General features: G+C 41.3%; 15 protein-coding genes. 2 read left to right on the top strand and 13 right to left on the bottom strand.

Features of this window, described 5'->3' with window-relative positions:
• Window positions 1-221: 221 nt before the first annotated feature.
• Window positions 222-1451, bottom strand: coding sequence for a tetratricopeptide repeat protein (locus B7720_RS07565; protein ID WP_044020860.1), 1230 nt, complete (start codon window positions 1449-1451; stop codon window positions 222-224).
• Window positions 1441-2607, bottom strand: a complete 1167-nt coding sequence (locus B7720_RS07560; protein ID WP_000400296.1) for an AI-2E family transporter — start codon at window positions 2605-2607, stop codon at window positions 1441-1443. Before B7720_RS07560 ends, B7720_RS07565 begins: the two co-directional genes overlap by 11 nt.
• Before the next feature lie 144 nt (window positions 2608-2751).
• On the opposite strand from B7720_RS07560, the gene B7720_RS07555 reads away from it, so the two are divergent.
• Complete coding sequence (locus B7720_RS07555; RefSeq protein ID WP_044020862.1) at window positions 2752-3765, top strand: lactonase family protein; 1014 nt, start codon at window positions 2752-2754, stop codon at window positions 3763-3765.
• Between the two features lie 32 nt (window positions 3766-3797).
• On the opposite strand, the gene B7720_RS07550 is transcribed toward B7720_RS07555, so the two are convergent.
• The 11 genes from B7720_RS07550 to B7720_RS07500 all read right to left on the bottom strand — a co-directional run bounded on the left by B7720_RS07550 (window position 3798) and on the right by B7720_RS07500 (window position 12918).
• The gene (locus B7720_RS07550) at window positions 3798-4217 is read right to left on the bottom strand and encodes a F0F1 ATP synthase subunit epsilon (RefSeq protein ID WP_000940836.1); all 420 of its coding nucleotides are present in this window, start codon (window positions 4215-4217) and stop codon (window positions 3798-3800) included.
• 10 nt (window positions 4218-4227) lie between these two features.
• A complete protein-coding gene (gene atpD / locus B7720_RS07545; protein ID WP_000094372.1) occupies window positions 4228-5634 on the bottom strand; it encodes a F0F1 ATP synthase subunit beta in 1407 nt (468 codons plus the stop codon).
• Window positions 5635-5825: 191 nt separating this feature from the next.
• The gene (locus B7720_RS07540; protein WP_000301228.1) at window positions 5826-6704 is read right to left on the bottom strand and encodes a F0F1 ATP synthase subunit gamma; all 879 of its coding nucleotides are present in this window, start codon (window positions 6702-6704) and stop codon (window positions 5826-5828) included.
• A 15-nt stretch (window positions 6705-6719) separates the two neighbouring features.
• Complete coding sequence (gene atpA / locus B7720_RS07535) at window positions 6720-8225, bottom strand: F0F1 ATP synthase subunit alpha (RefSeq protein WP_044020865.1); 1506 nt, start codon at window positions 8223-8225, stop codon at window positions 6720-6722.
• 14 nt (window positions 8226-8239) lie between these two features.
• Window positions 8240-8776 (bottom strand): F0F1 ATP synthase subunit delta, encoded by a 537-nt coding sequence (locus B7720_RS07530; RefSeq protein ID WP_000358986.1) that lies wholly within the window; start codon window positions 8774-8776, stop codon window positions 8240-8242.
• Window positions 8776-9270 carry a F0F1 ATP synthase subunit B gene (gene atpF / locus B7720_RS07525; protein ID WP_000366309.1) on the bottom strand — a complete coding sequence of 165 codons (495 nt, stop codon included), beginning with the start codon at window positions 9268-9270 and terminating at the stop codon, window positions 8776-8778. The genes B7720_RS07530 and atpF overlap by 1 nt, the downstream gene beginning before the upstream one ends.
• A gap of 18 nt (window positions 9271-9288) precedes the next feature.
• On the bottom strand, window positions 9289-10005 hold the full coding sequence (gene atpB, locus B7720_RS07520; RefSeq protein ID WP_000392938.1) for a F0F1 ATP synthase subunit A: 717 nt from the start codon (window positions 10003-10005) through the stop codon (window positions 9289-9291).
• A gap of 32 nt (window positions 10006-10037) precedes the next feature.
• Window positions 10038-10238: a F0F1 ATP synthase subunit C gene (locus B7720_RS07515; protein WP_001054551.1), complete on the bottom strand. Its 201-nt coding sequence runs from the start codon at window positions 10236-10238 to the stop codon at window positions 10038-10040.
• A 232-nt stretch (window positions 10239-10470) separates the two neighbouring features.
• Entirely contained in the window at window positions 10471-10782 is a 312-nt protein-coding gene (locus tag B7720_RS07510; protein WP_084857347.1) for a CHY zinc finger protein, read from the bottom strand.
• A gap of 14 nt (window positions 10783-10796) precedes the next feature.
• Window positions 10797-12083, bottom strand: coding sequence for a peptidase U32 family protein (locus B7720_RS07505; RefSeq protein ID WP_084857345.1), 1287 nt, complete (start codon window positions 12081-12083; stop codon window positions 10797-10799).
• A gap of 136 nt (window positions 12084-12219) precedes the next feature.
• Window positions 12220-12918, bottom strand: coding sequence for a GntR family transcriptional regulator (locus B7720_RS07500; RefSeq protein ID WP_000936178.1), 699 nt, complete (start codon window positions 12916-12918; stop codon window positions 12220-12222).
• A 140-nt stretch (window positions 12919-13058) separates the two neighbouring features.
• On the opposite strand from B7720_RS07500, the gene guaA reads away from it, so the two are divergent.
• Window positions 13059-14621: a glutamine-hydrolyzing GMP synthase gene (gene guaA / locus B7720_RS07495; protein ID WP_084857343.1), complete on the top strand. Its 1563-nt coding sequence runs from the start codon at window positions 13059-13061 to the stop codon at window positions 14619-14621.
• The last annotated feature ends 24 nt before the right edge of the window (window positions 14622-14645 follow it).

The raw sequence follows: 14645 nt of genomic DNA, 5'->3' as shown, positions 1-14645 counted from the left end.
CAAGTATTTCATAGTAGTTCGATGTTCAAATCATACCTTTAAACTCTTATTTTATAGGGTGTAGCAGGCTTTCATCGTTCAAAACTTCATCTAAATTGGCTATAAGAAATTCTAACATTTATATTATATTAGTAAAAAAGAAAAGACCTCTGAGGTCTTTCAAATCATTCATTTAAAGTCATTCGTTTCTGTTAATAAAATTTTACAAAAAATAGAAATCCTTAAAGTGTCTCTAATAGTTCTTGCATCTGAACATCATCTGGAACGAGTTTTAAATAAGCTTCAGCTTGCACTTTGGCTTCTTCAAAATACCCCAATTCACGTAGGAGATAAGTATACTGCTCCAGAAATTCAGGATTATCCTTGAGATCAAGCGATAGTTCCTGATAGAGCTCATAGGCCTTATCTAAATCCTCAATTTCCTGATAAGAACGGGCAATCATCCACTTGGTCAGGAGGTTTTCAGGTTCTTGACTTTGGAGAGCAATGATATCTTCGTACCGCTCTTGTTCCATATAAATGGTTGCAAGGCGAAGGAAAATTTCTTCTGTATCCTCTGCATCTTCTTTGGCAGTAAGGAGAAATTGCTCTGCACTACTAGGATCATGCAATTCATACGAAAACTGAGAAGCAGCCAGTAAGAGCCGAGTTTCAAATGGATTTTTCTCCAAACCTTGTTTAGCGATACGAAGGGCCTCTTCCACCTGATGTTCCTTATGCAAAGCTTGACTATAACCATATTCATATCCTTCAAAGTCAGGTGAAATGGTATCAATCTGCTTAAAGTAAAGAACAGATTTTTGATACTCTTCTTGGTCAAAGTAAAGACTAGCCAGTTCAAAGGCAGTTTGGTCATCGTATTCTAATTCTAAAGCTTTCTCTAAGAATTCAGTTGCAGCTTCAAACTTACCTAACTGGGCATAAGCATAACCAATTCGTTGATAGGTTGAGACACCCGTTTGCTCATAGATGGAGCGATTGTCTAATTGAGCATAGCCCTGAATAGCTTCCTGATAATTCCCTAACTCGCTATCCAACTCAGCCAAACCAAAAACTAATAAGGGATCGTCTGAGTAGTTTAGGGCTTCCAGTAACTTTTCACGCGCTACATCTGTCAATCCTTCCAACTGATAGAGGTCAGCCTTCAAGGCCAAAGCCGACACGTACCAGTCACTTTCGGGTGTGATTTCCTCAAGGTGAGCAAAGGCTTCCTCAACATTGCCATCCTCACTAGCAATACTTGCTAAATTCAGATTCACTTCTGGAAATTCTGTAACGATTTTTTGGTAAATTTCTTTTGCTTGAGGATAAAAGCCAATTCCCTCTAGATAGCTTGCTAGTTCGTAAAGAACTTCACTTGAATCTGTTTCGAGGGCTTTGTGAAAATACTGATCCGCTTTGATTAAATCCTGTTCATCCAAAGCCTGGAGCATGTGTTGACTATTGTTCACTCTTGATTTCCTCCCCTTCTTCTTCATACAAACCGCTGACTTTTTTATACCAGTTAAAGATAGCTGAGATAACGACCTTGGCAGAAGCATAGACAGGAATTCCCAGCAAGACTCCCCAAATACCAAACATAGAACCTGAAGTTAGGAGAACAAATAGGACATTGATTGGATGGATGTTTAGCTGACTACCTAAAATAAGCGGAGAAACGAAGCGACCTTCAATCGTTTGTTCAACAATAAAGACAATAATCACTTTCAAAAGCATCACAGGTCCTGCTATCAAGCCCAAAACCAAAGCAGGCAACATGGCAAGAAAACTACCCAGGTAAGGTACTAGATTGAGGATACCAGCCGTGATCCCCAGAGTCACAGCATATCTGAGACCAATAATCTTAAAGAAGATAATAAACATAATTGCCACGATAATAGCAACTGTAACCTGCCCTCTAACATAGTTTGACAACTGTTTATTAACATCTGACAAAACTTGTCCGACAGGTTCTTTTAACTTGTTTGGGATGAATTTAGTCAGGTAATCTCGCAAGCCTTTCCCATCTCTCAAAAGATAAAAGAGCATGAAGGGTACGATAATAACCGCAACAATGACCTGGGAAACGCTACTGATAAAGGCGCTAACCCAGTTAACAGCTTGAGAAGAGATTTTGCTGGCCCACATGGTCGCCTCACTAGAAACATTGGAAAGAACCTGCTCCAACTGTGGTCTAAAATCATCTGGCAAGCGTTTGGTTACAAGGTCATTGATCACCTTATCAGCATCTTCCAGGTATGTCGGCACATTCTTCGCAAAATTTAAGACTTGACGTTGCAGATTAGGAATTGCGACTGCCAGCCCCCAAATGATAAAGAGTCCAATAACAACAAAAACAATACTAATGGCAAGGACACGATTGATCTTGTGCTTCTCCATCCAGTCAACAATCGGATTGAGGAGGTAATAAAGTAAACCAGATAAAATAACTGGCAACATGACAACTCCTAGAAAATCCAAAACTGGTAAAAAAATAAAACTAATCTTACTTAGAATAAAAATGTTTAGCCCCAGTAACAAAGTTACTAAAAATACAGTGATGGCTTTATTATCTAAAAACCACTTAAAAAACCAAGATAGGCTAAAATGTTTCTCTTTATGTTCCATAAATACATCCTTTCTGTCATTCTCTCATTATACCATTTTTAGACTAAAATAACTCTTTTTTAAAGTGCTTACATGGATGAATCTGATGCTTCATGACTGCCATTTTGTGGTATAATGAACTTATCATTATTAAGAGGTATGGACATGAAAGAAACTGTTTATTTTGGAACTTACACTCGTCGCTTATCTAAAGGGATTTACAAGGCAGATTTTGATACAGAAACAGGCCAGCTTGCAAATCTTGAACTCTTTGCTGCTGAACCAAGTCCGACCTACCTTGCCTTTGACCAACAGCAACACTTATACACTGTAGGGAGCCAGGATGGCTTAGGTGGAATCGCTGCTTACAAGACAGATGGCGCTTTGCTAAATCATGTGGTTGAAGAAGGCGCTCCCCATTGTTATGTGGCAGTGGATGAAAAGCGTGGTCTCGTTTATGGGGCCAACTATCATAAAGGTCAAGTTCTCGTTTATAAACGTCAAACGGATGGTAGCCTCATCCAAACAGATCTAGATCAGCATAGTGGACAAGGCCCTCATGAAAACCAAACTTCTCCACATGTACACTTTACAGATCTAACACCTGACCAGTATCTCGTCACCTGTGATCTAGGTACAGATGAAGTAACGACCTACGATGTTAGTCCAGAAGGAAAACTAAGTAAGCTCCACACTTATCACGGCCAAGCTGGAGCAGGTGCTCGCCACATCGTTTTCCACCACCACTATAAGATTGCCTATCTCATCTGCGAACTTAATAGCACTATCGAGGTCTTGATTTATGATGGGGTCGGTGAATTTGAACGCATGCAAGTCATTTCAACCTTACCAGATGGATACGAAGGCTTCAATGCTACTGCTGCCATTCGTCTTTCAAAAGATGGCAAATACCTCTATGCATCTAACCGAGGTCATGATTCCATTGCAGTCTATACAATCCTCGCTGATGGTAGCTTGGAATTATTAGAGATTGTACCAAGTCATGGTAAAAATCCACGTGATTTCGACCTAACTCCTGATCAAGAGTTTCTCATTGCTGTTCATCAAGATTCTGATAACGCAACCGTCTTTAAGCGCAATCCTAAAAGTGGTCGTCTTGCAGAACTTTCTAACGACTTTCATGTCCCTGAAGCAGTCTGCATCAACTTCCCACATTAAAAAAAATGAACTTGAGTTTCAAGTTCATTTTTTTATAGTCTATTTCCGACATTGATACGGTTGATAGCACGTTGCAATGCGATTTTTGCACGACGCTCTTGGTCAATCAAATGCTTGTCATGGGCTTCTTCGATTTCTCGTTCAGCGCGAAGTTTTGCACGTTCAGCACGACTGATATCGATATCACGAGCACGTTCTGCTGAGTCTGCTACAATAGTAATGATGTCATTGGCAATCTCGATAATTCCTCCGTTCACTGCAATCCAGTTCACATGAGTATCATCATCGATACGTTTTACCTTCACTTCATCAACCGCTAAAACCGCAATCATATTTTCATGTCGTGGCAAGATCCCCATCTCACCATCCAGAGTTCGTACCGATACAAAGCTGGCATGGTGATCATAGACGAGGCCATCTGGTGTCACGATCTGGACAGTTAAATGAGCCATAGATCACCTCTTAAAATCCCATTTTTTCTGCCTTAGCAATGACGTCTTCGATTGAACCGACACCACGGAAGGCATCTTCTGGTAACTGGTCATGTTTTCCTTCAAGGATTTCCTTAAAGCCACGAACTGTTTCCGCTACTGGCACATAAGAACCAGGTTGACCAGTAAATTGTTCTGCAACGTTAAAGTTTTGAGACAAGAAGAACTGGATACGACGGGCACGTGCAACCAAAGTCTTTTCTTCATCAGAAAGTTCATCCATACCAAGGATAGCAATGATATCTTGCAATTCATGGTAACGTTGAAGGACACGTTTAACCTCAGCAGCAACTGCGTAGTGCTCCTCACCAACAATCTCAGGTGCCAAGGCGCGTGAGCTTGAAGCTAGAGGGTCAACGGCCGGGTAGATACCCAACTGTACCAACTTACGTTCCAAGTTTGTTGTTGAATCCAAGTGAGCGAAAGCTGTTGCTGGCGCAGGGTCAGTGTAGTCATCCGCTGGCACATAGATAGCCTGGATAGAGGTTACAGAACCCTTCTTAGTTGATGTGATACGTTCTTGCAATTGACCCATTTCCGTAGCAAGTGTTGGTTGGTAACCAACGGCTGAAGGCATCCGACCCAAAAGGGCAGATACTTCTGAACCAGCTTGAGTGAAACGGAAGATATTGTCGATAAAGAGAAGCACATCTTGGCCTTCTACATCACGGAAGTATTCAGCAATTGTCAAACCAGTAAGAGCAACACGCATACGTGCTCCAGGTGGCTCATTCATCTGACCAAATACCATGGCTGTTTTCTCGATAACGCCTGATTCTTTCATTTCCCAGTAAAGGTCGTTCCCCTCACGGGTACGTTCTCCAACACCGGTAAATACTGAAATACCACCATGTTCTTGGGCAATGTTGTGAATCAACTCTTGGATCAAGACAGTTTTACCAACTCCGGCACCACCGAAGAGTCCAACTTTCCCACCTTTAAGGTAAGGGGCAAGAAGGTCGATAACCTTAATTCCTGTTTCCAAGATTTCAGATGAGGTAGACAATTCATCAAAAGTTGGAGCTTTCTTATGAATTGGCTGACGCTCAGCGTCTTCAGCGAAAGGAGCATCCAAGTCAATCGTATCCCCCAAAACGTTAAAGACACGTCCCAAAGTTTCTTTACCTACTGGCACGGAGATTGGACGTCCTGTGTCCAAAACTTCCATTCCACGAGTCAAACCATCTGTTGATTCCATGGCGATCGTACGGACCATACCATCACCCAACTCCAAGGCTACTTCAAGGACGATTTTTGTTTTTCTTTCGTCATTTTTGTAGACGACAAGTGCATTATTAATCTCAGGAAGTGTTTCCCCTGCTGCAAACAAGACGTCTACAACGGGTCCGATAACCTGAGCAATTTTACCTGAACTCATCTCCTTCTCCTATTCTATATAAGATACTGTCGGTTCCTAGTTCAACTAGGTCCTAATACTCTTCGAAAATCAAATTCAAACCACGTCAGCGTCGCCTTGCCGTACTCAAGTACAGCCTGCGGCTAGCTTCCTAGTTTGCTCTTTGATTTTCATTGAGTATAAGTTCATTTTAATACGAGGGAGGCAAAGCCTTATTCTAAGGCACTAGCCCCCGCTACGATTTCTGTAATTTCTTGTGTAATCGCCGCCTGTCTAGCACGGTTATACTGGATTGTCAAATCATTGATGACCTTTTTGGCATTATCGGTCGCCGTTTGCATGGCTGTCATACCTGCAGCATTTTCAGCTGTCTTGGCATCGATAATAGCCCCGTAAATCATACTTTCAGCATACTGTGGCAACAATTGCTCTAGAATCTCATCACGGCTCGTTTCCAACTCAAATGTCAAGCTATACTCTTCATCCGCTTCATTTGGATCCAAGTCAACAATCGGAAGCATTTGTTCCACACGCATTTGACTTGTGAGAGTATTGACATGATGGTTGTAGCAGACGTATAATTCATCAAAAAGTTCGTTTTGGTACATCTCAATCGTTTTTGAAATAATTTTACGAACTTCATCAAAACTAGGCTGATCTGCCAAGCCACGTAGTTCATAGATTGGCTGAATACCTCGAGCCTTAAAGAAATCAGCTCCCATACCACCGATACAGATTATCTCAAAATCTTTACCATCTGGATGGTATTCTTCTTTCAACTCCATAACGGCTTTAAGGATGGAAGCATTATAACCTCCAACCAAGCCACGGTCTGAAGTGATAACGATATAGCCTGTTTTCTTAACTGGGCGACTGATGAGCATCGGATTGGTTGAACCACCAGATCCGTTACCATGCAGAATATCCGTCAAAAGCTTACGGACCTTCTGAGCGTAAACTTGAAAGTTGCGCGCTGCTTCTTCAGAGCGACCTAACTTGGCAGCCGATACCATTTGCATGGCATTAGTGATTTGACTCGTATTTTTGGTTGAGGCGATTTTTGTTTTAATATCATTTAGAGATACTGCCATCTGACACCTCTATTCTTATTGGAAGCTGGATTGATTGAGAAACTCTGTAATCGCAGCATCCAAGACTGCTTCATCTGGCAAGTCTTTTGTTTCACGAATAGTTTCCAAAATCTCTGGATGTTGTGCATCAAAGAAAGTATGGAACTCTTCCTCAAAACGAACAATGTCATCTACTGGAATCGTATCCAAGAAACCATGTGTCAAAGCATAGAGAATGGTTACTTGTTTCTCAACAGGTAGTGGTTTATGAACAGGTTGTTTCAATACTTCCACAGTACGACGTCCACGGTTTAACTTAGCCTGTGTTGCTGCATCCAAGTCAGAACCAAACTTAGTGAAGGCTTCCAACTCACGGTATGAAGCAAGGTCGATACGAAGTGTACCAGCTACTTTCTTCATGGCTTTAATCTGTGCCGAACCACCTACACGGGATACAGATGAACCCGCATCGATGGCTGGACGAATACCCGCATTGAAGAGACCATCACCAAGGAAGATTTGTCCGTCAGTGATAGAAATCACGTTGGTTGCGATATAGGCAGAGATATCTCCCGCTTGTGTCTCGATAAATGGTAGGGCTGTAATAGATCCACCACCAAGTTCATCAGAAACTTTAGCTGAGCGCTCAAGCAAACGGCTGTGAAGATAGAAAACATCCCCTGGGAAGGCTTCACGACCTGGTGGACGACGAAGCAAGAGGGAAAGCTCACGATACGCGACCGCTTGTTTTGAAAGATCATCATATACGATCAAAACATGCTTGCCTTGGTACATAAACTCTTCTGCCATAGCAACCCCAGCATAAGGAGCTAGGAAGAGCAATGGAGATGGTTGTGAAGCAGAGGCAGTCACAACGATTGTGTAATCCAAGGCACCATACTGACGAAGTGTTTCTACTTGCGTACGAACTGTTGATTCTTTTTGTCCAATCGCTACATAGATACAGATCATATCTTGCCCTTTTTGGTTCAAGATTGTATCAATTGCAATGGTTGTTTTCCCTGTCTGACGGTCACCGATAATCAACTCACGTTGACCACGACCAATCGGTACAAGCGCGTCAATAGCTTTCAAACCTGTTTGCAATGGTTCTGATACAGACTTACGTTGCATAACGCCAGGAGCCGGCGCTTCTACTGGACGAGACTTATCAGTATGGATTTCTCCAAGACCGTCAACTGGACGACCAAGTGGATCCACAACACGTCCAATAAGGCTCTCACCAACAGGAACTTCCATGATTTTACCTGTACGGCGAATGGTATCGCCTTCACGAATATCTGTAAAGTCACCTAGGATGATAATCCCAACGTCTGTTGACTCCAAGTTCTGCGCCATCCCATAAGAGCCGTTTTCAAAAATCAACAGCTCCCCACTCATGGCATTTTCAAGGCCGTGAGCACGCGCAATTCCGTCCCCGATATAGGTTACAACACCTGTTTCAGATACATCAAAATTGGGTTTGAAATTTTCAATTTGTTGCTTAATTAAAGCGCTGATTTCTTGTGCGTTAATTGCCAAAAGAACACCACTTTCTATTTCAAATTTTCTTTAACAACTCGAAGTTGTTGTTTAATACTCACATCAATTGTCTTGTGATTAGCAAAAATGACAAAACCACCAATGAGTCCTTCATCAATTTGTTCTTTGACGCTCCGCACTTTCAGAGACATTTTTTTCTCTATCAATGGGAGCAGACGTTCCTTCTGTTCATCTGTTAAAGGATGAGCTGAAGAAATCGTGACTACAAAACGATTGGTCTCTTTTTCAAGGCGATTCAAACAATCTGCAATTACTTCATAAAAAAGATTTGCTCTGTGATTGTAAACCAGAACTTGAATAAAGTTTTGCATTAAAGGTGACACAGAGTCTTGAAAGAAACGAACTGTTTTTTCCTTATCTGACTCATCGACTGCCACCTGAGCTAAAAAAGAAGGTAAACCCGTTTCTTCTGCGACTTGCTTGATTTGATCCAAGTCTGAAAAAATCCGGTCCTCTTCTCCTTTTTCAATCACTAATTGGACAAAAGGCATGCTGTATTTTTCAATTACCTTTGCTGTTTTCTTGTCCATTAGGCTTCTCCTAGCTGATCGATATACTGATCAATGAGTTCCTTATGGGCATGACTGTCAAGGTTTTGTGAGATGATTTTCCCAGCTAGACTAACTGTCAAATCTGCCACCTCGCCCTTAACACTTTGTAAAGCTTCAGCTTTATTTTGCGCAATTTCTTGGTTGGCTTTTTCTTTTAAGCGCCCTGCTTCAAGTTTAGCTTCGGCTAAAATATCGGCTTTACTTTTCTCAGCAGTTCCCTTTGCATTCTCGATAATCGTTTTAGCTTCGGTACGGCTACCTGCTAACTCAGCTTCACGTTTGTTAGCTAGTTCCTCAGCCTTTTTACGGGCTTCCTCGGCACCATCAATATCTGAAGAAATCTTTTCAGCACGTTCATCCAAGATGCTGGAAATATTTCCCCAAGCATATTTTTTCACTAAAAAGATCAATAAAAGGAAGGAACCAGCGATAAGAATAAAGTCACCGATAATGGTACTAATAGTTAAATCCATCTTCTAATCCTCCTCTACTTACTCTTCCCCTTCATTTATTTTTTTACCAATGTACATAGATGACAACATGGTAAATACATAAGCCTGAATACATGAAATGAAAATTGAAAAGGCTGTCCATAACATGTTTGCGATAAAGGCAAAAGGATACCAATACAAAGCATTTTGTGACAAGGCTAATAGCAATCCAGCTAAGACCTCACCGGCAAAAATATTTCCGTAGATCCGAATCGCCAAGGAAGCAAAATTGGTGAACTCTTCTAAAATGTTCATCGGAGTCATAAAGCCAGGTGTAACAAATGCTCTCAAATATTCTTTAACGCCTCTACGACGAACTCCTTCTACATGGGCGATCAAAGTGATCAAGAATGATAGGGATAAATCGTATCCAAGGTTGGCTGTTGGAGAAGTCCACAAGTTATAACCGTTTGTTGTTTGTACTTTTGCCATTAAGCCGATATTATTGGCAACCAAGATAAACAGAAATAGAGAAAACAGAAATAAGGAATAATCCTTGATGTATGATTCTCCAATGTTTGGTTTGGTAAAACCAATCACAAAGTCGTAAATCATCTCAAGAGCATTTTGTTTGCCCTTTGGACGGATGGTCATTTTACGACTTGCCCAGTAGACAAAGGCAAAAACCATCAAAACAGTTACAAGAGACATGGCAAGCAGGGTCAAATCAAAGGATATTGGTCCAATATTAACGGTTGGATTCAAACTTTCTTCCATGGTTTGACACCTCCATTTCTAAATAGAGTTGTCTATTTAATGACAAATGACATCGCCAAGGTTACAAAGAATGTTCCTTCGATAAAGGCAATCCCCATGATCATCAAACTACGCAATTGTGGGATGATATCTGGTTGGCGTGCTGCAGACTTGAACAAACCGTTCATCAAAAATCCTTCTGCAAGGGATACACCCATACAGGCAAGACAAAGACCGAAAAATGTTAAATTCATGATAAATTCTCCTTTTTTATTTAAATTTACTTACTTAGTTTAGTCCTAAAAATTGGATTTGTCAACTTTTTACTTACGTTGAAAGCGTTTCAGGTAATTTATTTCTATTTTTGCTATTTTTACCTTATTCTATAGAAAGTTTTCCCATTTTAGATTGCGAGTTTTTCTTGTTTTTACTATATTTTCTGAAACAAACTGAAAAATCCAAGTTAAGAACTTGGATAGATTCATTTTATTTAAAATAGTAGGAATAGTGTTGTTTACAACCTGGATTAAATGGAGCGCTACAATAAGGACAAGCTATCTGTTCTTGATACTCTTGAAAAGTCATTGTCCTCTTACAAACCCCACATAAAATCGGTTGATCCTCAGAAAGCGCCAAGGGGTAGGGAGAAAATACATGTGTTTCCAGAGCATTGTGACATTGATAGCATGCGTAATATTTCTTGCATTCATAACACTGGAGTGAAACAATATCCTTTTCACTATGATAATGAACACATCTGCTTTCATCATCTGCCAATATACCTTGAGCTTGAATCATTCCCTTTTCCTTATCTAGGCACGAACTGTAACACTTGTCCCGTCTTCCTTATAGAGGTTGATGAGCCCTTCTTTCAGAGCACGAACCATGTCACCTGCTTGTACAGGTTGTGGAACCTTGATTGTCAAGAGTTCCATTGGATTTGGAGCACGATCGATTTTATTTCCCTTTGCATCGTGAAGATTCTCAATATAGGTTTCAAAATGTCGGAAACCTGGTCCGTAAAACTCAACTTGGTCGCCTTCGTTGATGACGTTCCGTTGACGAATGGTTGCTGTCTGGGTAGCATCATCATAAGAAACAACTTCCGCAACAAACTTATACTCAGGAATCTTACGGCGAGCACCAAACAACTGTTCATTTTCTGTAGGTGTACCATAGTAGAATCCTGTTGCCAATTCACGCTGGGCAACCTTCCACATCTCATCCACCAAGTCCTGTTTGATAGCTTCAAACTTCTCAGGACTTTCAAGATAAGCATCCACAGCTGCCTTGTAGCAGTTGGTTACTGTTGAAACATAGTGAATAGACTTCATTCGACCTTCAATCTTGAGACTATCTACACCATTTTCAATCATATCTGGGATATGGTCAATCATGGACATGTCAACGGCAGACATCGAAAATTCTTCTGGGATTTCACCTTTAAGACTCTTACGTTCTTGACCAAAAGGCATATCGTAGAGGTCGTATTTCCAACGACAAGACTGAGAACAGCCCCCGCGGTTAGCATCACGCATACTCATGTGGTTTGAAAGCGTACAGCGACCTGAGTAAGAAATACACATGGCTCCATGGACAAAAGCCTCAATCTCAACATCTGTACGTTTGCGAATCTCTGCCAATTCTTCCATTGAAACTTCACGAGCCAAAACCACACGAGTTAGACCAAGTTCTTTCCAGAACTCTAGAGTTTCATAATTGGTCGCACTGGCTTGGGTTGAAAGGTGGATTTCAAGACCTGGTGATTCGGTTGCTGCAATCATGATCAAGGCCGGATCTGACACGATAACTGCCGCAATCCCGATATCACGCAACTTACGGAACCATTCGCCTGCACCAGCTTCATTTCCTTCGTGCATAACCATGTTAGCAGCCACATAGACCTTGGCACCGTACTTAGCAGCGAACTGAACACCTTCTTCCATCTGCTCAAAGGTAAAGTTTCCAGCACGGCTACGAAGACCATAGGCCTGTCCACCGATGAAGACTGCGTCCGCACCATATTGAACAGCTACTTTCAGCTTCTCTAAAGTTCCTGCAGGTGATAAAACCTCAGGACGTTTTAATGTTTTTGTCATTTTTTCTCCTATTTGCAATATAAAAGTTTGACGTTTTTCCTTCTCATTTTATAGTAAATAAGCGATAAAATCAAGCCTAGGCAGATTGTTTTGACAATTCTAATCTTTTCTAAAACAAAAAACTAGCCTTTCTAGACTAGTTATTTTCAAGATAAAATTCAAAGCGTTCGCCCACGTATTGACTCTTTACATACTCGAAAGCCGTCCCATCTTCAAGATAAGAGACCTGAGTCAAGGCTAAAATGGCATGCCCCTTTTCAACTTCTAGATAGTGAGCAATTTTTTCCTTAGCCAATCTTGCATAAATGGTCTGTTGGGATTTGCCAATCCGATAGCCATGTTGCTGCAAGGTTTGGAAGAAATGACTGGTGATTTCTTCTTTTTTGAAATCCTTAATAAATTTCTCAGGAATGGATGCGACTTCATAGACTAGCGGAACTTGGTCAGCGTAACGCACCCGTTCCATACGGATAATATTCTCTGTCGGAGTAATCCCTAGCTTTGCGACCTCCTGCTCATTTGGAATGGTTCTTCTGTAAGAAATGAGTTGACTAGAAGGAACTTTCCCCTGAGATTTGACAATCTCCGTAAAACTGGTTGTCCCACGCATTTTTTCTTGGACACGAGTGCTAGAGACAAAAGTCCCACTTCCTACTCGACGCTCCAAAACTCCTTCCTCAACCAAGAGAGAGATAGCCTGGCGTAATGTCATCCGGCTAACTTGAAACTGTTCAGCTAAATCTCGCTCACTTGGAAGTCTCTCTCCGATTTTCCAATGATGCTCATCTATATCCTTCTTGATCTGATCGTGGATTTTCATATAAGCTGGTAACATGATTCTCACTTCTTTTCTTTATTTTCTCCATTGTACCGTATTTGCTAATAAAAAGTCAAACTTTGCCTTGTTTAGTTGGTAATTCGCCCCTATTTGTGATAGAATATTGAAAAAGATATTTCTTTTGAGAAAGGAAAAAGATGAGCAACATTTCAACTGACTTGCAAGATGTCGAAAAAATCATCGTGCTGGACTATGGTAGCCAATACAACCAGCTGATTTCACGTCGTATTCGTGAAATTGGTGTTTTTTCAGAGCTAAAAAGTCACAAAATCTCAGCCGCAGAGGTTCGTGCGATTAACCCTGTAGGGATCATCCTCTCTGGTGGACCAAACTCTGTATACGAAGATGGTTCATTTGATATTGACCCAGAAATTTTTGAACTTGGCATTCCAATTTTGGGAATCTGCTATGGTATGCAACTTTTAACTCATAAACTTGGAGGAAAAGTTGTCCCTGCAGGTGATGCTGGTAACCGTGAGTATGGACAATCACCACTTACCCATACCACTTCTGCCCTCTTTGAAGGAACTCCTGAAGAACAGATTGTTTTGATGAGCCATGGCGATGCTGTTACAGAGATTCCAGCTGATTTTGTTCGTACTGGAACTTCTGCTGACTGTCCTTATGCAGCTATTGAAAACCCTGACAAGCACATCTATGGTATCCAATTCCACCCAGAAGTTCGCCATTCTGTATACGGAAATGATATCCTTCGTAACTTTGCCCTTAACATCTGTCAGGCTAAGGGTGATTGGTCAATGGACAACTTTATCGATATGCAGATCAAGAAAATCCGTGAAACTGTAGGTGACAAACGTGTTCTTCTCGGTCTATCAGGTGGTGTTGACTCTTCTGTTGTTGGAGTTCTTCTTCAAAAAGCGATCGGTGATCAATTGATCTGTATCTTTGTAGACCACGGTCTTCTCCGTAAGGGAGAAGCTGACCAAGTTATGGACATGCTTGGTGGTAAGTTCGGTTTGAATATCGTCAAAGCAGACGCTGCAAAACGCTTCCTTGACAAACTTGCTGGCGTTTCTGACCCTGAACAAAAACGGAAGATTATCGGTAATGAATTTGTTTATGTCTTTGATGACGAAGCTAGCAAGCTAAAAGATGTAAAATTCCTTGCTCAAGGAACACTATACACTGACGTAATTGAGTCTGGTACAGACACAGCCCAAACCATCAAATCACACCACAATGTTGGTGGTCTTCCAGAAGACATGCAGTTTGAATTGATTGAACCATTGAACACTCTTTATAAAGACGAAGTCCGTGCCCTCGGTACTGAACTTGGCATGCCAGCCCACATTGTATGGCGCCAACCATTTCCAGGACCAGGACTTGCTATCCGTGTCATGGGTGAAATCACTGAAGAAAAACTAGAAACTGTTCGTGAGTCTGATGCTATCCTTCGTGAAGAAATCGCTAAAGCTGGTCTTGACCGCGATATCTGGCAATACTTCACTGTCAATACAGGCGTTCGTTCAGTAGGTGTTATGGGTGACGGTCGTACATATGACTATACCATTGCCATTCGCGCCATTACTTCTATCGATGGTATGACAGCTGACTTTGCCAAGATTCCTTGGGAAGTCCTTCAAAAAATTTCTGTACGTATCGTTAACGAAGTAGACCACGTTAACCGTATCGTCTACGATATTACAAGTAAACCACCAGCAACCGTTGAGTGGGAATAAACCAATCAAACACAAAAGAACTCT

This window comes from Streptococcus oralis subsp. oralis (assembly GCF_002096455.1).
Lineage (GTDB): Bacteria > Bacillota > Bacilli > Lactobacillales > Streptococcaceae > Streptococcus > Streptococcus oralis_CY.
The sequence above is the reverse complement of the archived record's forward strand: the minus strand, read 5'-3'. Positions and strand labels throughout refer to the sequence as shown.